The 21,209-nt window shown below is 59.8% G+C and carries 17 protein-coding genes; 3 read left to right on the top strand and 14 right to left on the bottom strand.

Features of this window, described 5'->3' with window-relative positions; all coding sequences use genetic code 11:
* Positions 1-65: 65 nt before the first annotated feature.
* Complete coding sequence (locus ACRQ1B_RS23405; protein WP_432296531.1) at positions 66-569, bottom strand: type II toxin-antitoxin system YhaV family toxin; 504 nt, start codon at positions 567-569, stop codon at positions 66-68.
* A 3-nt stretch (positions 570-572) separates the two neighbouring features.
* A complete protein-coding gene (locus tag ACRQ1B_RS23400) occupies positions 573-902 on the bottom strand; it encodes a type II toxin-antitoxin system PrlF family antitoxin (RefSeq protein ID WP_432296530.1) in 330 nt (109 codons plus the stop codon).
* 201 nt (positions 903-1,103) lie between these two features.
* Between ACRQ1B_RS23400 and ACRQ1B_RS23395 the strand changes: the two genes are divergently transcribed.
* On the top strand, positions 1,104-3,452 hold the full coding sequence (locus tag ACRQ1B_RS23395; RefSeq protein ID WP_432296529.1) for a PAS domain-containing sensor histidine kinase: 2,349 nt from the start codon (positions 1,104-1,106) through the stop codon (positions 3,450-3,452).
* 28 nt (positions 3,453-3,480) lie between these two features.
* Here ACRQ1B_RS23395 and ACRQ1B_RS23390 read toward each other — a convergent pair whose 3' ends face one another.
* From ACRQ1B_RS23390 to ACRQ1B_RS23380, 3 genes are all read right to left on the bottom strand, one after another.
* Positions 3,481-4,263 carry a hypothetical protein gene (locus tag ACRQ1B_RS23390; RefSeq protein ID WP_432296528.1) on the bottom strand — a complete coding sequence of 261 codons (783 nt, stop codon included), beginning with the start codon at positions 4,261-4,263 and terminating at the stop codon, positions 3,481-3,483.
* 44 nt (positions 4,264-4,307) lie between these two features.
* Positions 4,308-5,141 (bottom strand): peptidoglycan-binding protein, encoded by an 834-nt coding sequence (locus ACRQ1B_RS23385; protein WP_432296527.1) that lies wholly within the window; start codon positions 5,139-5,141, stop codon positions 4,308-4,310.
* 97 nt (positions 5,142-5,238) lie between these two features.
* Positions 5,239-8,208, bottom strand: a complete 2,970-nt coding sequence (locus tag ACRQ1B_RS23380) for a bifunctional [glutamine synthetase] adenylyltransferase/[glutamine synthetase]-adenylyl-L-tyrosine phosphorylase (protein WP_432296526.1) — start codon at positions 8,206-8,208, stop codon at positions 5,239-5,241.
* Positions 8,209-8,437: 229 nt separating this feature from the next.
* On the opposite strand from ACRQ1B_RS23380, the gene ACRQ1B_RS23375 reads away from it, so the two are divergent.
* The gene (locus ACRQ1B_RS23375) at positions 8,438-9,838 is read left to right on the top strand and encodes a GntT/GntP/DsdX family permease (RefSeq protein WP_432296525.1); all 1,401 of its coding nucleotides are present in this window, start codon (positions 8,438-8,440) and stop codon (positions 9,836-9,838) included.
* A gap of 45 nt (positions 9,839-9,883) precedes the next feature.
* Here ACRQ1B_RS23375 and ACRQ1B_RS23370 read toward each other — a convergent pair whose 3' ends face one another.
* The 4 genes from ACRQ1B_RS23370 to ACRQ1B_RS23355 all read right to left on the bottom strand — a co-directional run bounded on the left by ACRQ1B_RS23370 (position 9,884) and on the right by ACRQ1B_RS23355 (position 14,114).
* Positions 9,884-11,275, bottom strand: coding sequence for a sensor histidine kinase (locus ACRQ1B_RS23370; RefSeq protein ID WP_432296559.1), 1,392 nt, complete (start codon positions 11,273-11,275; stop codon positions 9,884-9,886).
* Positions 11,276-11,301: 26 nt separating this feature from the next.
* Positions 11,302-12,060 (bottom strand): response regulator transcription factor, encoded by a 759-nt coding sequence (locus ACRQ1B_RS23365; protein WP_432296524.1) that lies wholly within the window; start codon positions 12,058-12,060, stop codon positions 11,302-11,304.
* Between the two features lie 80 nt (positions 12,061-12,140).
* Positions 12,141-13,715 (bottom strand): Do family serine endopeptidase, encoded by a 1,575-nt coding sequence (locus ACRQ1B_RS23360; protein ID WP_432296523.1) that lies wholly within the window; start codon positions 13,713-13,715, stop codon positions 12,141-12,143.
* A 198-nt stretch (positions 13,716-13,913) separates the two neighbouring features.
* Complete coding sequence (locus tag ACRQ1B_RS23355) at positions 13,914-14,114, bottom strand: hypothetical protein (RefSeq protein WP_432296522.1); 201 nt, start codon at positions 14,112-14,114, stop codon at positions 13,914-13,916.
* A gap of 381 nt (positions 14,115-14,495) precedes the next feature.
* On the opposite strand from ACRQ1B_RS23355, the gene ACRQ1B_RS23350 reads away from it, so the two are divergent.
* Entirely contained in the window at positions 14,496-16,274 is a 1,779-nt protein-coding gene (locus tag ACRQ1B_RS23350) for a methyl-accepting chemotaxis protein (RefSeq protein ID WP_432296521.1), read from the top strand.
* A gap of 85 nt (positions 16,275-16,359) precedes the next feature.
* On the opposite strand, the gene ACRQ1B_RS23345 is transcribed toward ACRQ1B_RS23350, so the two are convergent.
* The 5 genes from ACRQ1B_RS23345 to ACRQ1B_RS23325 form a co-directional block, all read right to left on the bottom strand.
* On the bottom strand, positions 16,360-16,815 hold the full coding sequence (locus ACRQ1B_RS23345; RefSeq protein ID WP_432296520.1) for a cytochrome c-type biogenesis protein: 456 nt from the start codon (positions 16,813-16,815) through the stop codon (positions 16,360-16,362).
* Positions 16,812-18,812, bottom strand: a complete 2,001-nt coding sequence (locus ACRQ1B_RS23340) for a heme lyase CcmF/NrfE family subunit (RefSeq protein WP_432296519.1) — start codon at positions 18,810-18,812, stop codon at positions 16,812-16,814. The genes ACRQ1B_RS23345 and ACRQ1B_RS23340 overlap by 4 nt, the downstream gene beginning before the upstream one ends.
* Entirely contained in the window at positions 18,809-19,312 is a 504-nt protein-coding gene (gene ccmE, locus ACRQ1B_RS23335) for a cytochrome c maturation protein CcmE (protein WP_432296518.1), read from the bottom strand. The genes ACRQ1B_RS23340 and ccmE overlap by 4 nt, the downstream gene beginning before the upstream one ends.
* Entirely contained in the window at positions 19,309-20,448 is a 1,140-nt protein-coding gene (gene ccmI / locus ACRQ1B_RS23330) for a c-type cytochrome biogenesis protein CcmI (RefSeq protein ID WP_432296517.1), read from the bottom strand. The genes ccmE and ccmI overlap by 4 nt, the downstream gene beginning before the upstream one ends.
* Positions 20,449-20,676: 228 nt before the next feature.
* On the bottom strand, positions 20,677-21,081 hold the full coding sequence (locus ACRQ1B_RS23325) for an RT0821/Lpp0805 family surface protein (protein WP_432296516.1): 405 nt from the start codon (positions 21,079-21,081) through the stop codon (positions 20,677-20,679).
* Positions 21,082-21,209: the final 128 nt, after the last annotated feature.

The following is a 21,209-nucleotide window of genomic DNA, read 5'->3' as shown; positions in this document are numbered from 1 at the left end:
GATCGACGCCGGGGTTTTGCCCCGGCGTTTTTTTTGCGGCTGGGGAAGCCGCGGATATCAATCGCTTACGTGTCCCGTTCGGCGCTTTTCCGAAAAGCCTCATCGAACCGCTTTGTTGCCGCCGATCCGGATGCCGCGTTAAGCAATTCAGGCCAGTCGTCCGGCGGATTACCGCTTTCGAGCATGTTTCTGAACACCGCATAGGCATCCGTTTTCGCGCCGTAGGTGCGCAGAGTATTCTCGTCGTTCACCCATGCAAAAATGATGATTTTGGCACTGCTGCTGTAACGGAAGAACAGGCGAAATCGCCCCGCTCCAAATTTTGTACGAAACCAGTAGCGTCGATTTGTACCGAGCGTATTGCCCTGAACATAGGCCGTCGATGCCGGGTCTCGCGGGATCTTGTCGAAGATCAGAGTCACCAGCGCCGCGAGAAGCTTGGTACTGGCACTGTTCCGATAACTGTCCGGCTTCTTTTGGGCGAGCTCTTCCACGGCTGCAGTCAGCTTTTCCAGCTGATCGAGCAGTAGGGGATGAGCAAGAATCGTCCAGCCGTGAATGACGAGCATCGATCAGAGCGCCACATCACCTTCGATAGGATCGTCGAGATCCACATCGGAATCCCCCACTAAGGCATGCATGCGATTGCGCAAATCCTGTGGAATGCCGGAAATTCGTTCGGGATACTTTTCCATGTCCTTCGCCAGAAAAACAAGGAACTGATCGATCAACGGGTCGCCTTCATCCACGTCATCGCGCTCGACCGACACATTGCGGTTTTCATCGATGCAGAAAGCGACACGCCCGCCCAGTTCAAGCCCGAGTGCTTCCCGCACGGGTTTGGGGATCGTTACCTGACCCTTTTCAGTGATCGTGCTGACTTTTCGCAACAGAGCCGGCATTTGGACCTCCATGACTTGCTGAAATGTAAGGAAAATCGCTTACACTTTCAAGGCCAGTCACAAACCGGCCGAGAATCACAACGGAATCAATTCGTTAAAAATTTATTACCGCCCCTCTGGACATGAAGAATCACTAATGATTCACTGGCTTCAATTCGCGAGCGGCATTGCGAATCACCACGAGGGATAAAAACGGTCACTATGGCGAACGTGCAGCGGGCAACCGCGGCCGATGAACGGCTGCGTCTCAAATTTCCTGTTTTCGCAGCTCTCCGCAGCGCCCTTTCCGGCGGTGGCCTTTCCCTGCGTCCCATCCTGTCCAGCCGTATCCCTCGCGCAGAGATGTTTCTGAAGCGGTCCATTCCGCTTCTGATCATGGCCTTCCTGATGGTCATCGCCGCCTCGCGTCTGCTGGCGCTGGTGTCGGAACATGACCGCCTGCAAGGCGCTTCGCGCGAAACCACACGCCTCGTCGCCGCCACCGCCAGCGCCGCCTTTGCCGGCAATGCCCAGAGTTTTTCCGGCAGCGATCGCGCCGCTGCCGAAGCCCGGCTGTTTGCCTTCCTGCCGAAGGATCGCTTCGAGCCGGGCGCCTTCATCATGTTCGTCAATGCGTCCGGAACCATTTTCGGAGGCTCATCCGGTGCCGCGCCTTATATCGGTCGTCGCCTCGATGCGCTTCTGCCCGAAACCGCGGCTGTGCGCCGTTTCGACGATCAGGACGGCATCATCGAAACCGTGTTCGACGACATGCCGCTCTACGCCGCCATTCGCCCGGTCGGCACCGATGGCGGGCTGATTATCTCCGCCCAGTCGCTGGTGGAGGCAAATGCCCTGTGGCGCCAGCAGGTTTCCCTCAACGTCACCCTTTTCGCCGGCATTTCCGCCATTCTGTTGATCGTGCTTTACGCCTATTACATGCAGGTGAAACGCGCCCGCGATGCCGACGAGATCTTTCTCGAATCCAACCTGCGTGTTGAAACGGCCTTGTCACGCGGTCGCTGCGGGTTGTGGGATTTCGATCTGCCGAACCGCCGGCTCTACTGGTCGCGGTCGATGTATGAAATGCTCGGCCTGCCACCGGGCGACAACATGCTCTCCTTCAGTGATGCCGCCCGCATGATGCATCCGGCCGACGGCAACCTGTTCGCACTTGCCCGCGCCGTCGGTCGCGGCAATGCCAAGCAGATAGACCAGGTTTTTCGCATGCGTCACGCCGCCGGCCATTATGTCTGGATGCGAGCGCGTGCGCAGGTGATGGAAACCGGACAGGGCAAGACCCACGTCATTGGCATTGCCATGGATGTCACCGAACAGCATCGTCTCGCCCAGCGATACGCCGAAGCCGACCAGCGTCTTGCCGACGCGATCGAATGCACCTCGGAAGCCTTTGTGCTTTGGGACAAAAACGATCGTCTCGTGATGTGCAACGAGCATTACCAGCAGGCTTACGGCCTGCCCGACAATGTCCTCGTGCCCGGCACCGAGCGCAGCAAGCTGATGCTGGCCGCCGCCCGTCCCGTCGTTGAACGCCGGGTGGCCGATCCCGATGTCAGCGGTTTTTCGCGCACCACGGAAGTGCAGCTTGCCGATGGCCGCTGGCTGCAGATCAACGAGCGCCGCACCCGCGATGGCGGCATGGTGTCGGTCGGCACGGATATCTCGCTGCTGAAACGCAACCAGGAACGCCTGCGCGAAAGCGAACGCCGCCTGATGGCGACGATCGGGGATCTTTCTTCCTCGCAGAAGAAGCTGGAGCGCCAAAAGGCCGAGCTTTCGCTGGCCAACAACAATTATCAGGCCGAAAAGGACCGCGCAGAAGCCGCCAACAAGGCGAAATCCGAATTTCTCGCCAATATGAGCCATGAGCTGCGCACGCCGCTCAATGCCATTCTCGGCTTCTCCGAGGTTCTGGTGAACGGCATGTTCGGCCCGGTCGGCTCGCCAAAGTACAGCGAATACGCCCGCGACATCCACGACAGCGGCAAACATCTTTTGAACGTCATCAACGACATTCTCGACATGTCGAAGATCGAGGCGGGCCATATGATGGTGCAGGCCGAGCGCATGGACCTGACGCCGCTGATCGAGGAAAGCCTGCGTCTCACCGCCATTCTTGCGCAGGAAAAGGGCGTCAGCTTCAACCACCGTCTCGCCGATGGCCTGTCCATGGTGGGTGATCGCCGCGCCATGAAACAGATCCTGCTCAACCTCCTGTCCAATGCGGTGAAATTCACCGACAAGGGTGGCCACGTTGAACTGCGTGCTCATCGCACCGACAAGGGCCTGATGCTGACGATTGCCGATACCGGCATCGGCATCCCGAAGGCGGCGATGAGCAAGATCGGCCAGCCGTTCGAACAGGTGCAGAGCCAGTATGCCAAGAGCAAGGGCGGCTCGGGCCTCGGCCTTGCCATTTCCCGCTCGCTCGTTGCGCTCCATGGCGGCCGCATGCGAATCCGTTCGCTGATGGGCAAGGGCACGGTCGTGTCACTGTTCATCCCGCACCGCAAACTGCCGGCCTTGCCGATGCAGAGACGGGCTGGTTGAAATCATTTCCCCGTCCGCACTTTTCCGGTCAAATCTGTCGTGTGATATCGCTATTGGTAAGCCAGCCAAGCACTGGTTCGCTTGCCTTGCCAGTCTTGGTGACAAAGACATCCTCGCAGCCGGGCGTTGACGTCATCGCTACACGGGCATCTGCAAGTGTTGCGGCCTCGCCGACAAAAGAGAAAAGCCTGACGGTTTCGGCCATGCTGAGCTTGCCTTCAACCGGCTTGTAAAGTAGCAACTGGGCAAGTGTGGCGTCCACCGGGTTCTGCTGCGGCGCAGTCTGGCCGGCTGAATGCAGGATCCGATCCGCGATAAACTTGTTCAAGGTGCTTTCGTGGATGACGTATTTGATCGTGCCGTCGGCGGCAAAGATCAGGATACGGGAGCATCCTTCGCGGATGAGATCACGCAGCTTGGACAGGCGAAGCGTGTCCTCCTCGCCGTTTTCCTTGAGGATATGGCCCTGGATTTTGGCACGCGGTTTCATGGCGTCGCGCACCGGCATTTGGTCGATAACCTGCGCCGGCGTTACACGCTCCATGATTTTGGAAACGGCATCGTTTGCTTCCTTGAAATTTTCGCGGGTGAAATAGAAGGTCAGGACCGTTCCGACCCAGGTCCCAAACAATGGTGTCAGAATATTAAAGGTCTGCTCGCCGGGTTGTCCGTAGAATACAGCGCCGGCAGCCACACCGAGCAGACCCACGAACGAGCACAAAAACACTATCACCGCGAGCCAGTTGATAAAACCTCGCTCAGCTTTGACGTTGGCAGGAACATTGCCATTTCCCGATATTTTCCCTGCCATGTCAGCCCCCGGCTATCATATCCCCAACGTCACCGCATCGATCGTCAGCCACAAAAATCCAGATAACCAAGCAGGCCGCCCATCGTGACCTTGCGGCTACGGCGGCGGAACACACCGTATCCCTCGCGGGAGCCGCCATCATTGGTATTGCCTTCGATCGTGATCAGACGATCCCCATCTATGGATTCGACAAGGCCGGCGTGCCCCTTGCCACCCCCGGTATCCAGCAGGAAAATCATCGCCGGCTTGATCAGCGCCGGGTTTGCGGCATCAGCCGTGACAACCGACTTGGCTGCCGCGCGCATCGTCCACAATGCATGGACACCGGCCGTTTTCGGCACGTCGAAGGCCGTCCCCGAACTTGCCTCAGCTTTCTGGAACACCCACTGCAGAAAGCACACGCACCAGGGATAATCGCCCTTTGTCGGATCCAGACCGGCAGCACGAATATAGTCATCGACGCGCGGGCCGCGGTTCGAACCGATCGGCTGTTCGGTGACGCCAATCTGCGAAGCGGCCATTGCAATCACAAAGCTGCGCGCATCCCCGCGCGCGGGCAGGACCTGGAACGTCGGCACGGTTTCGGCACCGAACAATGCCGCCCATGTCGTTTCGCCAACCTCGCCATCGATCTCCAGCTCGGCTCCGCCGACCCCCGAATGTCTTGCCTGGAACAGACGGACCGCATTCTCGGTCGCCTCGCCGAAATCGCCATCGGGCAAAAGCCCGGCCTTCAACGTCTGGTTCAGGCGGTCCTGAATGCGACGAACGGCCAGCGAGTCGAATTCACCACGCACGACAGGCCGGCCAGGATAACGAAGATCCGTCTCACCGGCAGAAAACGAAATGGCACCGGCATTTGTTACTCCATTAGGCATGTAAACCTCCCCAGTAATATTTGCGACAGAAGATCACATTTATCAATTCTTGAAAAGAGAAATTACAACCTTAAGTAATTAATTTCCCGCCTATGCTCTATAGAGCGCCCGTTTCTTGCAGACAGGATTTGAAAATCTCCCGCCCCGCCTTCGACAGCCGCTTCACCTCACCCTCCAGCGTTTTCAGGTCCGGGCAGTCCCCTGCCCGGCACAGCTGTTCGATCAGCCCCTGCGGCGCCTCGCGCGGGTTGAAATCGCCGTCGATGCATAGCCGCACCGTCTGCGACAGCGCCGTGAACAACGTGAGCGCCTCAAGCGCCGTATCGAGATCACCCGGCGTCATCATTTTATCGCCCAGCGCTTTTAACGCCTCTGCCGTGCTCAGCCCACCCGTGTCCACATCGACACCCCGCGCCGGTGCAATCAATTGCAGATATTGCGCAATGAACTCGATATCCACCAGACCGCCGGCAATCAGCTTGAAGTCCCAGATATCCTTGGGCGGCTTTTCCTGGGCGATCAGCGCCCGCATCTCGGCCACCTCAGCCGTCACCTTAGGCACATCGCGTTTCTGCGAAAGCACCGCGTCGATGATCGCATCCGCTTCTGCGCGCAGACTGTCTTCGCCGCAGATTGTTCGCGCCCGTGTCAGTGCCAGATGTTCCCAGGTCCAGGCCTCTTCCCGCTGATATTTGCCAAACGCGTTGATGCGTGTCGCCACCGGCCCTTTGTTGCCGGAGGGGCGTAGCCGCAGGTCCACCTCGAACACGATGCCTTCAGCCGTCGGCGCGGAAAGTGCCGCGATCAGCCGCTGTGTCAGTCGGGAAAAATAGCGCATGGAATCGAGCGGCTTTGGACCGGAGGATTCCTCGGCGCTGTCGTCATAATCGTAAAGCAGGATGAGATCGACATCGGAGCCGGCGGTCAGCTCAAAGCTTCCAAGCTTGCCCATGCCGAGCACAATCACCCGCCCGCCCGGATAGGTGCCGTGGGCACCTTCCATCTCGCGCAGAACGGCGGCGAGCGCCTGTTCGATCAGAAGATCGGCAAGCTCGGTAAATCCGCGCGCAGCAACATCCGCCGAAATCGCCCCGGTCAACAGCCGCACGCCGATCAGAAAACGCTGTTCAGCGGCAAAAATCCGCAAGCGGTCCAGCACATCCTCATGATGAACCGAACCGCTCAGAAAATTGGTGAGCCGCCCCTTCATATCCGCCTTTGTCGGCATTTCCGTCATCAGGCGTGGATCGAGCAATCCGTCGAACACATGCGGCCGCGCGGCGATGATATCGGCGAGACGTGGCGCGGAAGACAGGATAGTGACGAGCAGCGACAGGATGGCCGGGTTGTTTCCGAGCAGCGAAAACAGCTGGATGCCCGCCGGCAGACCGGAGAGAAAACTGTCGAAACGAAGCAGAACATCGTCCGGCCTCTTGCCGGCAGCAAAAGCGGCGAGAAGATCCGGCATCAGCGCCGTCAGCCGTTCGCGCGCTTCCGCAGACTGCATGGCGCGATAACGACCGGCATACCAGCCACGAATGACACCGGACATGACGGATGGTCTCTCGAAACCGATCTTCTCCAGATACTCCAGCGTTTTTGGATCATCCTGCCCCGCAGCAAACACCAGCGAGATTTTGCCCTCGCCGCCTTCCGGTTCCTTTTCGAACAGACGCGCATAACAACGCTCGACGGTTCGAAGCACCGTATCCATGCGGGCCGAAAACGCGGTCGTGTCGGCGAAGCCCATCATCAGCGCGATGCGCTTCAATTCGGCTTCGGTGGTCGGCAGTTTGTGGCTCTGTTCGTCACGCACCATCTGGATACGGTGTTCCACATCCCGCAGGAACCAGTAGGCCGCCATCAGTTCACGTTCCACCACCGGCGTGATCCAGCGCGCCTGCGCCAGTGCCGCCAGCGTCTCATCAGTGCGGCGCGAGCGCAGATCGGTCATGCGTCCACCGGCAATCAGCTGCTGCGTCTGCACGAAAAACTCGATCTCGCGAATGCCGCCGCGCCCCAGCTTGACGTCATGGCCCTTCACCGCGATGTCACCATAACCCTTGTGTGCATGGATCTGCCGCTTGATGCCGTGAATGTCGGCAATCGCCGCGTAATCGAGATATTTGCGGAACACGAAAGGCTGCAGCTGTTTGAGAAACAGCGTGCCCGCCTCGATATCTCCGGCCACCGGGCGCGCCTTGATATAGGCGGCGCGCTCCCAGTTCTGGCCCCTGCCTTCGTAATAGATCATCGCCGCATCCATGGAGACGGCAAGCGGTGTCGAACCGGGGTCGGGCCGCAGCCGCAGATCGGTGCGAAAAACATAACCCTCACCGGTGCGCTCCTGCATGATGCGCACCAGCCGGCGCATCATCCGCCCATAGGTTTCTGATGCATCGAGCGGATCGGGAATCGTGCCCGTATCGATCTCGTAAAACACGACGATATCGATATCGGAGGAATAGTTGAGTTCGCCGGCGCCATGCTTGCCCATGCCGATCACCGCCAGACCACTGCCGCGGCTCGGGTCGCCGGGATCGGTGAGCTGCAGTTTTCCCGAACCATGCGCATTGAGCAGCAGATGATCGATCGCCGCCGCAACGCAAGCATCGGCCAGCGCCGTCAGCCAGCGCGTCGTATCGAAGGCGGAAAACATGCGTGCCAGATCAGCGATGGCGATCACGAAGGCGGCCTCGCGTTTAGCGCGCCGCAATGCCACCATCACCTCGGCTTCGGAAGGCACACTGCCACCCTCAGCCGGCCGCCAGCAGTTGCGAGCACGTTCGACAACTCGGACCAGCAACTCGTCCAGTGGTTCACCGATGGCGGCGGAAAGGATGGAAGGCGTGATCGTTGCCGTCTCGCGTAGATAAGGCGACAGGCTGAAGACCGAAACGACAAAATCCCTGAGCGGCGTTTCTTCGGAAAGCAGTGCCGCAATGGCAGGCTCGGCACCGGCCATCTCCTTCAGCGCTGTCATCGACGCCTTGGCCTCAGTCTTGTTGAACGGCCGAATGACATCCGCTGTCACGGCATCGAGCCGTTTTTCGTTCGTCATGGTCATTCCTCCTCACCTCGCTTGCCTGCAAGCTCTAACCCGACACGCGAATTTGAGGAAGCACATCAAAATAGATGACTTGCCAACTATTGACGAAACACACTTTCGGCAGATTTAATCAAGGCCCACATCCATGGAGCCGCCCGGCTCCATCAACCGCGCTCGCCTCCCCTCCCGATGAACGGAGACATCTGGATTTTCGGAGCCTCCGCGGTCCCTACCTTCGGGAGAGATTATGAGTTCTTCAGACTATATGCTTCTGGCCACCGCTGTCGGCGGTGTGGCCTTTCTTGTCCTGCTGATCGTTTCGAAAATCAGGTTCCATCCCCTCCTCGCGCTGATTGTCACCTCCATCGCCGTCGGCCTCATCACCGGCATGCCGGGCGACAAACTGATCAAGTCGATCGAAAGCGGTGCCGGCGGCACGCTCGGTGCGGTCGGCCTCGTGGTGGCACTCGGCGCCATGCTCGGCAAGATTCTTGCTGAAGGCGGTGTCACCGAGGGCATTTCCAACCTGATCATCGCCAAAACCTCGACGCGCATGCTGCCCTGGGCGATGGCGGGCGCTGCCTTCGTCATCGGCATCCCGATGTTCTTCGAGGTCGGCCTTGTCGTGCTTCTGCCGCTGATCTTCAGCGTCGCGCGCAAGCTGGAGGCCCAGAAAGCCATCAATGGTTCGGCCTATGTCTATGTCGGCGTGCCGGTCATCGCAGCACTTGCCGCCATGCACGGCATGGTGCCGCCGCATCCCGGTCCGCTGACGGCGATCGCCTCGCTGAACGCCAATATCGGCGCCACCATGCTCTACGGTTTTCTCGCCGCCATTCCCGCCATCATCATCGGCGGTCCGGTTTATGGCGCGATCGTCACGCCACGCCTGAAGGTCAAACCGGATCAAGCGTTGATCGACCAGTTCTCCGTCGACAACAGCGCAACGGACACGACGACACCGGCGCAAACGCCGCCGGGCCTTGGGCTCAGCCTGCTCACCGCGCTGCTTCCGGCCGTCCTGATGCTGTTCCACGCCATTGCCGAACTGGTCTTTGCCAAGGACTCCGCGATCCTGAACATCACCGATTTCCTCGGTGATCCGGCGATCGCCATGCTGATTGGCGTGCTGTTTGCGGCGTCGGTGCTGATCTATGCGCGTGGCGGCGATACCGAAAAGCTGCGCAATTCCATGTCGGCCAGCGTCAAGCCAATCGCCAATGTGCTGCTCATCATCGCAGGCGGCGGTGCCTTCCAGCATGTGCTGACCGACGCCAAGGTCGGCGATGCGATCATGCATATGAGCCAGCAATTCTCGCTGTCGCCGCTGGTGCTCGGCTGGTCCATCGCCATGCTCCTGTCGGTCTCCACCGGCTCGGCCACCGTCGGCATTGTCGGCGCCTCCGGCCTGCTTGCCCCGCTTGCCGGCACCGACATGGCGCTCAATGCATCGCTTCTGGCCCTGTCGATCGGCTGCGGCTCGCTGTTCTTCAATTATGCCAACCATGCCGGCTTCTGGCTGGTGAAGGAAAGTTTTGGCATGTCGATGGGGGAAGCGACCGCGACCATTTCGGTCATCCAGTCGATCGTCTCGGTCGTCGGATTGGTGATGGTTCTCTTGATGAACCTCGCGCCGCCATTGGTGTGACGCTCGGGCGCAAACACCTCTCCCCAACGAGGGGAGAGGCAAAACTCAGGCCTTCACCGCCGGAAACACTATCGTCACCGTCAGCCCCGGAACCGCAGCATCGTCTCTATTGGTCGCTGAAAGCTCCAGCCCGCCGCCATGTAGTTCCATCACCGCTTCCACCAGTGACAGGCCAAGACCCGTGCCCGGCTTGGTGCGGCTCTCGTCCAGACGCACGAAGCGTTTCTTCACCTCGTCGCGCTTGTTCGCCGGAATGCCAGGCCCATTGTCACAGACGGACAACCGCAATCCATCGGCAGCCTTTGCGAGCTTCACCACGATCTTCTTCTCGCCATCGGCTTCCGCGGCATATTTGATGGCGTTGTCGATGAGATTAAAAATCGCCTGACCGATCAGTTCGCGATTGCCGTTGACGGTCAGCCCCGGCTCGATCTCCGTCGTCAGTGTCAGACCCGCTTCGTCGGCCACCGGCTCATATAGCTCGGCACAATCGGCGGAAATGGCGGATAGCTCGACCGGCGTCATCTCGGCGGCAATCGACCCAGCCTCGACCCGTGAAATCATCAGAAGCGCATTGAAGGTGCGGATCAACTGGTCGGACTCGCCGATAATGCCTTCCAGCGCATTGCGGCGCACCGTGTCGTCGCTTTCGTCCAGCGCGTCGGCCGCCTTGTTGCGCAGGCGTGTCAAAGGCGTCTTCAGGTCATGGGCGATATTGTCGGAAACCTGCCGCAGACCCTCGTTCAGCTTTTCGATCCGCTCCAGCATGGCGTTGAGATTGCTGGAAAGCCGGTCGAACTCGTCGCCCGAACGCCCGACAGGCAGGCGCTGCGAAAGATCCCCGGCCATGATCTTCTGGCTTGCCGCCGACATGCGGTCGATACGTTTCAACGCGTTGCGGCCGATGCCGAACCAGATGATCAGCGCGCCGACACCCATGATGGTCAACGCCACCATCAATGCCTGCCGCACGATGTAACGAAAGCGGCTGGGATCGCCGAGGTCGCGCCCCACCATCATGCGCAGCCCGTTATCCAGCTGCTGCACATTGGCGATTGCCATATGCCGGCCCGGCCGTGGTGATTCCGAATAAGGCTCGTAGGTGAACGGCATATCGGTCCAGCCGGTCGTTTCCAGCACGCCCGGCTGCACAGACTGGACATTGCCGGCCAGCATTTCGCCATTCGGCCCGGCAATCACATAGAGGTTCGCACCCGGCTGACGGGCACGCCGCTCCATGATGCGCAAAAGCAGGTTCACGCCACCGCGATTATAGGCGCGTTGAATGTCGGCAATCTCCTCCTGCACCGTCTGCTGCGTCTGCTGCACCAGCAGACGTTCAGACATTGCCGTCACGTAAAAGACGAGGAATGCGGCACAGAGCGCAAAGAGAATAATATAGAGGCCCGACAGCCGCACGGCCGTCGAGCGGAACATCAGCCGAAGCCGGGTGAAAAAGCGGTTCACGCCTCGTCCTTGATCATGTAACCGGCGCCGCGAATGGTCTTCAGCAGCGGCTTGTCAAAGTCCTTCTCGATCTTCGAGCGCAGACGCGACACATGCACATCGATCACGTTCGTCTGCGGGTCAAAGTGATAGTCCCAGACGTTTTCGAGCAGCATAGTGCGGGTGACGACCTGACCGGCATTCTTCATCAGATATTCGAGCAGGCGGAATTCGCGCGGCTGCAGCAGGATTTCCTTGCCCGCGCGCTTCACCTCGTGGCTCAAACGGTCCAGCTCCAGATCGCCGACGCGGTAGACCATGTCCTGCTCCGGCGCGCCCTTGCGACGCCCTAAAACCTCGACACGAGCCAGCAGCTCGGAAAAGGCATACGGTTTTGGCAGGTAGTCGTCACCGCCGGCACGCAGACCCGTCACGCGGTCATCCACCTGGCCCAGCGCTGAGAGGATCAGCACCGGCGTGTTGATACCGCGCTTTCGCAGTTCGGAAATCACCGAAAGCCCGTCACGACGCGGCAACATGCGGTCGATCACCAGCACGTCGTAAGAATTTTCCGTGCCCATGAACAGGCCGCTATCGCCATCGCTGGCATGGTCCGCCACGATGCCGGCCTCGCGAAAGGCCTTGGTCATGTAGGCGGCAGCTTCAAGATCGTCTTCAATCACCAGAATCTTCATATGCGGGACAATAACCTCGCCCGAGGCTTCGGTAAAACCGGATTTCTCTGTCCCCACATCCTGATCGCGATTGATATCCATCGACCTACTCCCTTAAACATGAGAGGCGCCCGAACCATTTCCGTTCGGACGCCCCGTTTCACATCAAGACTGAAGAAAAATCAGCCTTCGTTGATCGGCAGCGCCACGAAGCGGCTCGATCCATTCGCCTCGACCTGGAACAGCGCACGGGTGCGGCCGTCCTTCTTGGCCTGTTCGATCACCTTGTTCAGATCGGCGGCGGACGAAACTTCCTGATTGTTCACAGAGGTGATTGTCTCGCCCTGCTTGACGCCGCGCGAGGCGGCTTCGGAGTCAGGATCGACATCGGTAATGGTGAGGCCTGCGCCGTCTTCCGAAGGCACAACACTCATGCCGAGGCTGGCAAGCGCCTGTTCGGTGGAAGGCTTGGTGTCTTCCTCGGTAGAGTTGTCGGCCTTGACGGCTTCGTCAGCCGCCATGTTGCCCAGCGTCACCGGCACCGACTGCGACTTGCCATTGCGCCAGATCGACAGCTCGACCTTGGTGTTGGGGGCAAAAGCTGCAACCTTCTTGGCCAGATCGCGGGCGTCGTTGATCGGGTCGCCGTTGACGGCGGTGATCACGTCACCCTGCTTGATGCCGGCCTTCAGGCCCGGAGACCCTTCCTGCGGCGCAACCACCAGCGCACCCTTCGGCTCGGACAGGCCGAGGCTTTCGGCGATATCCTTGTTCACCGGCTGGATCTGCACGCCGAGCCAGCCGCGCTCCACCTTGCCGTCCTTCATCAGATCGGCCACCACGTCCTTGGCGGTCGAGGCGGGAATGGCGAAGGCGATACCGACATTGCCGCCGGAGGGCGAGAAGATCGCGGTGTTGATGCCGACCACTTCGCCATTGAGGTTGAAGGTCGGGCCACCCGAGTTGCCGCGGTTGACGGCGGCATCCACCTGGATGAAGTCGTCATACGGACCAGAGCCAATGTCACGGCCACGGGCAGACACGATACCGGCGGTTACAGTGCCACCGAGACCGAACGGGTTGCCGACGGCGACCACCCAGTCACCGACGCGCGTCTTGTTGTCGTCAGCGAAATTGACATAGGTGAACTTGCGGCTCGGGGCATCGACCTTCAAAACGGCCAGATCGGTGCGGCTGTCCTTGCCGATCAGCTTGGCATCCAGCTCGGTACCGTCATTGAGCACAACCGTATAGGCCGAACCGTCGGACACGACGTGGTTGTTGGTGACGACATAACCGTCTTCGGAGATGAAGAAGCCGGAGCCCTGTGCGGTCGGGCGCAAGTGATGCGGACGCGGGCCGCCGCGTTCGGCGCGGTCACGGTCACGCGGGCCACCCTGCGGGCCGCCAGGGCCCTGCTGGCCACCGAATTCACGGAAGAAACGCTTCAGCGGATGATCGTCGGGGAGGTTTTCAAAACCACGGCCACCGAAGGAAAAGCCGCCACCGCCGCGCTCGTCATTGGAGGCGGTTTCGGTATCGGACTGGACGCGGACGGAAACGACGGCGGGGGAAACAGCCGAGACGACATCGGCAAAACTTGGAACCTGCGGCGCGGTGACGGTGACCGGCGCTGCAAAGGAATTAACGACCTGGGCTGGGATACCGGTCGAAAGCATGACCGCCGCGAGACCGGCAACGGTCGTCGTCTTCAATACGGTCTTCAGCGAGGGGCGGCTGAGCGTGCTCTTGAGCATGTGTGGTACCTTCTTCTCTTCTTGGGTGCGCCGGAGGGGACGGCTGCGGTGGATGAAGAGAGATATAGGAGCCACGACCTTAACTGCACGTGTCCGGCACATGAATTGTTCGTAATGTTTTGACGATCGGCATTTCCGTGCCGGAATCAAAAAGGGCGAGCCCGATGGCCCGCCCCCGCTGCGATCATGTCGGGCTGATCAGGCAGCCTTCTTCTCGTCATCGAAATGACCGCACCAGTCACTCGAGGCAACGACCGGCCACAGGCCGCGTGCGTTGGCGTCCGGCTGCGAAACCGGCGGGTTGAAACGACAGAGACCGGCGTTCTCGACAACAGCGCCAGCGTTTGCAGCGTGGTCTTCGTAAAACGAGCAAGCCTTGCAGGATGCGGTGTTCGACATGAGAAAATCTCCTTTGGGGTTATATCAGGCCCAAAACTTGAGACCCGAATTCATAATATTAGAATTATTCTAAACTTATAGACCGTTGTTTGACAAGAGCTTTTCTCATGATTTCCTCGCAGAGGCATTTTTTGAACGACGCCAGCCTGTGCCGTCTCTGACGGAAATAACGGACGCCAAATTTGAATAGAGCCATGCTGCGGAGCATGCCGGAGGCGCGCCTTTTGCGTAAATCTCGTAATAGCTGACAAAAGCACACGTTTTAACGATGTAAGTCACAGAAATATAACGATAAAATAGATGAGATCCGGTACTGTTCGTAACTTCGAATTAATGACTTTTATCAATATTCTCGGAAAATTTTATTTGTCGGAGATTTTCGTGAGCCTCAGGTCCTTTATTGCCGGTGATGCGTCGGATGTTATGGACGCCTTCAACCGCTCCCAGGCTATTATTTCATTCAAGCCGGATGGCACCATTCTGGATGCCAACGACAATTTCTGTGCCGCTGTCGGTTATGCCCGTGAGGAAATCGTCGGCAAGCACCACCGCATCTTCGTCGATCCGCGCGAAGCCCAGTCCCCGGCCTATGCCGCCTTCTGGAAAAAGCTCGGCTCAGGCGAGTTCGACCGTGGCCAGTACAAGCGATTTTCGAAGACCGGCAAGGAAATCTGGATCGAAGCATCCTATAACCCGGTCATCCGCGGCAGCAAGGTCGTCAAGATCGTCAAGATCGCCAGCGATATCACCGCCGAAAAGGTCCATAGTCTTGAAAGCGACGGCAAGCTCGTCGCACTCGAGCGCGCGCAGGCGATGATCGAATTCACGCCCGAGGGCAAGATCCTCAACGCCAACGAAAACTTTCTCGGTGCGCTTGGCTATACGCTCGACGAAATCGTCGGCAAGCATCACAGCATGTTCTGTGAACCGGCCTATGTTTCCACCCAGCAATATGCCGAGTTCTGGCCGAGACTGGCTGCGGGCGAATTCTTCAATGACGAGTTCAAGCGCTTCGACAAGTCGGGAAATGCCATCTTCATCCAGGCCACCTACAACCCGATCCTCGATGATGACGGCAAGGTCTTCAAGGTGGTAAAGTTCGCGACCGATGTCAGCGGCCGCGTGCGCGCGCTGCAGGAAATCGGCGCCGGCCTTCAGCGTCTGGCCGAATGCAATATCCGCTTCACCATCGACACTCCTTTCGTGCCGGAATTCGACCACCTGCGTCATGACTTCAACGAGTCGCTGGCAAAATTCCAGCAGACGCTGGAACAGGTTCTCGCCCAGACGACCATGCTGTCGGCGAAAAGCGGCGAAATGAGCGAAAGCGCCAGCGGCATCGCCCATCGTTCCGAGCAGCAGGCGGCCGCACTCGAGCAGGCATCTGCGGCACTCGAAGAAATCACCGTTACCGTCGGCCAGTCGTCGGAACGTACGGCGGAGGCCCGCAAGCTCGTCATCGACGCCCGTTCAGCCGCCACCAAGTCGGTGGAAGTGGTTACCTCCACGGTCAACGCGATGGACCGCATCGAAGCGGCATCCAGGGAAATCTCCAACATCATCGGCGTCATCGACGAGATCGCCTTCCAGACCAACCTGCTTGCACTTAACGCAGGCGTCGAGGCCGCACGCGCCGGTGAAGCCGGCAAGGGTTTTGCCGTCGTGGCGCAGGAAGTTCGCGAACTCGCCCAGCGTTCGGCTTCGGCCGCCAAGGAAATTTCCGGCCTGATCCTGAATTCCTCGCGCGAAGTGCAGGAAGGCGTGCGTCTTGTCGGCGCAACCGGCGACGCCCTGAAGGACATCGAACGTTACGTTCAGTCGATCGACACCAATATCGAGGCGATTTCCGTTGCCGCGTCGGAACAATCGACCAGCCTTCTTGAGATCAATTCGGCGGTCAACTCGCTCGACAAGATGACCCAGGAAAACGCCGCCATGGTCTCCAACATGAGCGCCATTGCCGGAACACTTGCCAACGGCGCAAGCGAATTGGAACAGCTGGTCAAGCGCTTCAAGCTCAACCGCCGCAAATGGGTGCGCGAGCCCGGCTCCGACGCCGCCGTTCGCGGCACGGATTCGCGCGGTTTCGGCCGCCAGACGCTCTATCTGCCGCACACCGAGGTTCCCGGCGCCGCCGCCTCGATGATGAAGGTGGCATGAGCCTTCCACGAACGATGAACAATAAAAAACGCCGCGAGCTTTAAGCTCGCGGCGTTTTTTATTCTGAAAATCCGATCCGGGAATTTTATCCCTTCGATAACTCGTCGATCCGCGCCTTCTCCTCGTCAGACAGCGGTGTCACCGTCTTTAACGGTGGACGGCTGCGCACGAACAGGATCATCGTCAGTGCTCCGATCACAAGCAGCCCGATTGGCGCTGCCCACAGCGCAATCGTCTTGGCGCTCAGTCGCGGCTTCAAAAGCACGAACTCACCATAACGCGACACAACATAATCCAGCACCTGCTCGTCGCTATCACCATCGGTCAGCCGCTCGCGCACCAGCACGCGCAGGTCCTTGGCCAGTTCCGCATTGCTGTCGTCGATCGACTGGTTCTGGCAGACCATGCAGCGTAGATGCGCCGAAAGGTTTCTGGCCCGTTCCTCCAGAACGGGGTCCTTCAACACCTCATCCGGGTTGACCGCCAGCGCGGGAAGCGCGCTGAACAGAACGAAGATCGCAATCAGAAAACGGCGCATCATTCCGCAGGCTCCATCACGGCGGCTTTCACCGGCTTTGCCGCCTTGGCCTTGCGGCTCGGCGCACCAACACGCAGGCGACGGTCGGACAGCGATACGAAACCGCCCAGCATCATGATCAGGCAGCCGCCCCAGATGCACAGAATGAACGGTTTCCACCAGATGCGGACGACCATGCCGCCGTCGGTCATCGCGTCACCCAGCGAAACGTAAAGCTGGCTGAACCAGAAGGTGACGATGCCAGCCTCGGTCGTCGGCATACGCCGCGCCGTATAGAGCCGCTTCGACGACCATGTATCGGCCACAACCACACCATCCTTGCTGATGGTGAAATGGCCCTGATCGTCGGTATAGTTCGGCCCCACCGCATGGCGCATGCCGTCGAAAACGAGGCTGTAGCCACCGGCCTCGGCCGTCATGCCCTGTTTCATCTCCAGCACCGTCTCGGTCTCGTAGGTGGAGACGATGATGATGCCGAGCACGGTCACGCCAAGCCCGAAATGCGCCAGCGCCGTGCCGAAAGCCGAGCGCGGCAGACCCACCAGACGCCGCCATGCGACGTTGAAGGCAAGCTTGCCGAAATTGGCGCGGTACCAGAGGTCCGCCAGTGCGCCAAGCATCAGGTAACAGGCCATGGCCAGACCCGCCGCCGCCATCACCGGACCACCATTTTCGATGTAGTAGAGCGTGAGACCGGCCACGAAGGCGAGACCGATCACGGCATAAAGCCGCTGCATCGCCCCCAGGAGATCGCCACGTTTCCAGGCCAGCAACGGACCAAACGGCACGGCCAGCAGAAGCGGGATCATCAGCAGGCCAAAACTGAGATTGAAGAACGGCGCACCTACGGAAATTTTTTCACCGGTGATCGTCTCCAAAACCAGCGGATACAGCGTACCGGTCAGCACGGTGGCGCAGGAAACCGTCAGAATCAGGTTGTTGAGAACCAGCGACCCCTCGCGCGAGATCGGCTGGAACAGGCCGCCGCTTTTTAACCGCGGTGCGCGCCAGGCAAACAGCATGAAGGCGCCGCCGATGAAAAGGGTCAGGATGCCGAGAATGAAGATGCCGCGCGACGGATCGGTGGCAAAGGCATGCACAGACGTGAGCACGCCCGAGCGGACCAGGAACGTACCGAGCAAAGACAGCGAAAACGTCATGATCGCCAGCAGCACGGTCCAGATTTTCAGCGCCTCGCGCTTTTCCATCACGAGTGCCGAATGCAGCAGCGCGGTGCCGGCCAGCCATGGCATGAAGGACGCGTTTTCGACCGGGTCCCAGAACCACCAGCCGCCCCAGCCGAGTTCGTAATAGGCCCAGTAGGAGCCCATGGCGATGCCGGCGGTCAGGAAGGTCCAGGCGGCCAGTGTCCACGGCCGCACCCAGCGCGCCCAGGCAGCATCGATACGGCCCTCGATCAATGCTGCGACGGCAAAGGAGAAACAAACGGAAAAGCCGACATAACCGAGATAAAGCAGCGGCGGATGCACCGCGAGACCGACATCCTGCAGGATCGGGTTGAGATCCTGCCCCTCGGCCGGCGCCGGGTTGAGGCGCTGGAACGGGTTGGAGGTCAAGAGGATGAAAAACAGAAAAGCTGTCGAAATCCACGCCTGAACGGCCAGAACATTGGCTTTCAGCGTTTCAGGCAGGTTCTTGCCGAAGAGCACGACCAGAGCGCTGAACAGTGTCACGATCAGCAGCCAGAGCAGCATCGAACCTTCGTGATTGCCCCACACGCCGGTATATTTGTAGAGAAGCGGCATCAGCGAATGGGAGTTCTCCCAGACGTTCTTCACCGAAAAATCGGAGACGACATAGGCCCAGGTCAGCACCCCGAACGCGAAGGCTGTTAGCGTAAACAGCACCAGAGAGCCGACCGGCGCCAGCGCCATCATCGCCGCATCGCGCCGCGCCGCGCCGATCACCGGCACGACGGAAACGATCAATGCGACGGCGAGCGCCAGAACGAGAGCAAAATGACCGATCTCAATGATCATGGCTTTGTCGCTCCCGTCGTCTCGACCTTTGCCGGTTTTTCCTTCGGCGCTGCCATGCCGTTGCCCGAACCGTCTTCCCACACACCATCCTTCTTCAGGCGGTCGGCCACTTCCTTGGGCATGTAGTTCTCGTCATGCTTGGCCAGCACGCTGTCGGCCACGAAAGCATGCGACGTGTCGAACGCACCTTCCGTCACAACGCCCTGCCCTTCCCGAAACAGGTCGGGCAGAATGCCGGTATAGCTCACCGGCACGGTATTCGTGCCGTCCGTCACCACGAAGGAAACGGTCGAACCGTCACCACGTTTGACCGATCCGGCCTCGACAAGCCCGCCCAGACGGATACGCGTACCGGGCGAAATCTGCGCGGTCTTCAAATCGCCCGGCATGAAGAAATAGGCGACCGACTGGCTGAAGGCGAACATCACCAGCAGCACCGCCACCATGATGAAGGAGACGCCACCGGCAATCACCGCCATGCGTTTCTGTTTGCGGGTCATGGTTTTGCTCCTTCGCCGATCGGCTGCTGCGGCTCAAGGCCCATTTCAGCACCCAATGCCACCAGTTGACGGCCCTCACCGGTCGTCGGCGCAAATGTCTTCAGGCCCGTGTCGAGCGCCTGCTGCGCCCTCAGGCGATCGCCGAGCACGGCATAGGACCGCACAAGCTGCAGCCAGCCGGCGATATTGTTCGGCTCCTGGCTCATGCGTGTCGCAAGCGCCTCGACCATGCCCTTGATGGCAGACTGCTGGTCTTCGGCGCCCATGGACTGGATCGCAGCCACCGCCTCGTCATTGTTGGTGAGATCCGGAATCACCGTACCGCCGGTCTTGGCGATATGTTCGTTGACCAGCGCCATCCACGGCGCACCGGCGGGGCTGTCCTTGGCAAGCGCTTCGAAAGCGGCGCGCGCCTCATCGTTCTTGCCCGCCTGTTCCAGCGCCAGCGCCAGATAGAAGCGCACGCGCGCATCATCCGGTTTCAGCCGGATTGCTTCCTCGAAAGCGGATCGTGCATCCTCGATGACGATACCGTCATTGGCCGCCACCAGCGTTTCACCGAGACCCGCCAGCCGTTCCGGGCTTGCCCCCAGGAAACGGATGGCATTGCGGTAAGCCATTTCGGCATCGCCCATCCGCTGGGTGCGAAAATAGATCGGCGCGAGCAGGTCCCAGCCCGCGCCGTCACGCGGGTTCTGGGCCAGATGCCGCTCGGCCTTGGCCACCAGAAGATCAAGGTTGTTGCCGGGATTTTCCAGCCGTGCGGCCAGCGGCTGCGCCGGCAGCCAGGGGCTGCCAAGCGCCAAGTAAAGACAGAGCCCGATCGCCGGCACGACGAGCGTCACACCCATCACCGCCAGCGAGGCACGGCGTTTCGCCGGCGAGACCGCAGCATCGCCATCCTTGTCGGCGGTCGCGATCAGCCGGCGGCCGATCTCGGCGCGGGCATATTCCGCTTCCTCGTCACCGATCAGGCCAAGCCCCTTGTCACGCTCGAGTTCACGCAACTGGTCACGATAGACCGCCGCCTCCCCTTCCGCAGAATCGGCAACCGGCTCGGCGCCGCGCGCCAAAGGCAGGATAAGAAGGGCGGCCACGGCCGCCGTCAGACAGGCAAAAATAATCCAAAGCAACATATGCGCCCATTACCGCAAGCGGCCTGCTAAGAAAACAGCATGGCACGCAGTGTCGCGAATTTGAGACCTCACGTCCCAATTCCACGCCTTTATAGAATGGTTCGAATATACCCGCCTTTGACTTGGGACAAACAAAATTGACGTGCGACAATCACGATTGCCGCCAAACGCGGGTTTTGCACGAGAAATTGAATGGCCCGGAGGATCTGTCCGCCCTGACAACGATGATCAGATCAGCGGCGTCCAGGTGCCATCGGCGTTCCGGCAGGCGGTGCCGCGCGTCTTCACCTCGGCGCGACCGTTCGGCGTGATCGTATGCGTATATTGGCGGCAATTCTGCGCGCCGACCTGGAAAGGCGCATTGGCGACGACCTGCCCCTTGATGCCGCTGCCGGCCCAGGCCACGGGCTGACCACCCGGCGAGCCTTCCAGTGCGCGATATTCGGCTTCCAGCGCCCGCTGCTTGTCGCTGTTGTCGATCTCGACGCCGCTGCGCGAAATCACACCGCCTTGAAGCGCCGAGATATAGGATGCCGAAGACACCCGTGTTCCGCCACCCGTGGTGGTGCAGCTCGCCAGCATGCCGGTCGAAAAAAGCGATAAAACGGCAATTCGGGCAAAATGAAAGCGCATGCGTCTCCAACCGGTTAGGCAATCATCAAACGGTTTCGCACGACGCCGTCCATTTGTTTCGGACAACCTTATGCGACGTCCATCATTTAGCGCTTTATCCCCGCCGGTCGAGGTGCAAAATCAGAAGA

This window comes from Endobacterium panacihumi (assembly GCF_050847465.1).
Lineage (GTDB): Bacteria > Pseudomonadota > Alphaproteobacteria > Rhizobiales > Rhizobiaceae > Neorhizobium > Neorhizobium panacihumi.
This window is presented reverse-complemented; position numbering and strand designations above follow the sequence as displayed.

What these genes read in the sequence shown, in the direction of transcription:
- ACRQ1B_RS23345 (WP_432296520.1), bottom strand. Translation starts at nt 16,815, where the DNA reads ATGATGCGCCGTTTTCTGATTGCGATCTTCGTTCTGTTCAGCGCGCTT.
- ACRQ1B_RS23370 (WP_432296559.1), bottom strand. Translation starts at nt 11,275, where the DNA reads ATGTTCCGCTCGACGGCCGTGCGGCTGTCGGGCCTCTATATTATTCTC.
- ACRQ1B_RS23380 (WP_432296526.1), bottom strand. Translation starts at nt 8,208, where the DNA reads ATGACCATGACGAACGAAAAACGGCTCGATGCCGTGACAGCGGATGTC.
- ACRQ1B_RS23385 (WP_432296527.1), bottom strand. Translation starts at nt 5,141, where the DNA reads ATGCCTAATGGAGTAACAAATGCCGGTGCCATTTCGTTTTCTGCCGGT.
- ccmI (WP_432296517.1), bottom strand. Translation starts at nt 20,448, where the DNA reads ATGTTGCTTTGGATTATTTTTGCCTGTCTGACGGCGGCCGTGGCCGCC.
- ACRQ1B_RS23355 (WP_432296522.1), bottom strand. Translation starts at nt 14,114, where the DNA reads ATGTCGAACACCGCATCCTGCAAGGCTTGCTCGTTTTACGAAGACCAC.
- ACRQ1B_RS23395 (WP_432296529.1), top strand. Translation starts at nt 1,104, where the DNA reads ATGGCGAACGTGCAGCGGGCAACCGCGGCCGATGAACGGCTGCGTCTC.
- ACRQ1B_RS23400 (WP_432296530.1), bottom strand. Translation starts at nt 902, where the DNA reads ATGCCGGCTCTGTTGCGAAAAGTCAGCACGATCACTGAAAAGGGTCAG.
- ACRQ1B_RS23390 (WP_432296528.1), bottom strand. Translation starts at nt 4,263, where the DNA reads ATGGCAGGGAAAATATCGGGAAATGGCAATGTTCCTGCCAACGTCAAA.
- ACRQ1B_RS23340 (WP_432296519.1), bottom strand. Translation starts at nt 18,812, where the DNA reads ATGATCATTGAGATCGGTCATTTTGCTCTCGTTCTGGCGCTCGCCGTC.
- ACRQ1B_RS23365 (WP_432296524.1), bottom strand. Translation starts at nt 12,060, where the DNA reads ATGGATATCAATCGCGATCAGGATGTGGGGACAGAGAAATCCGGTTTT.
- ACRQ1B_RS23360 (WP_432296523.1), bottom strand. Translation starts at nt 13,715, where the DNA reads ATGCTCAAGAGCACGCTCAGCCGCCCCTCGCTGAAGACCGTATTGAAG.
- ACRQ1B_RS23325 (WP_432296516.1), bottom strand. Translation starts at nt 21,081, where the DNA reads ATGCGCTTTCATTTTGCCCGAATTGCCGTTTTATCGCTTTTTTCGACC.
- ACRQ1B_RS23375 (WP_432296525.1), top strand. Translation starts at nt 8,438, where the DNA reads ATGAGTTCTTCAGACTATATGCTTCTGGCCACCGCTGTCGGCGGTGTG.
- ACRQ1B_RS23405 (WP_432296531.1), bottom strand. Translation starts at nt 569, where the DNA reads ATGCTCGTCATTCACGGCTGGACGATTCTTGCTCATCCCCTACTGCTC.
- ccmE (WP_432296518.1), bottom strand. Translation starts at nt 19,312, where the DNA reads ATGACCCGCAAACAGAAACGCATGGCGGTGATTGCCGGTGGCGTCTCC.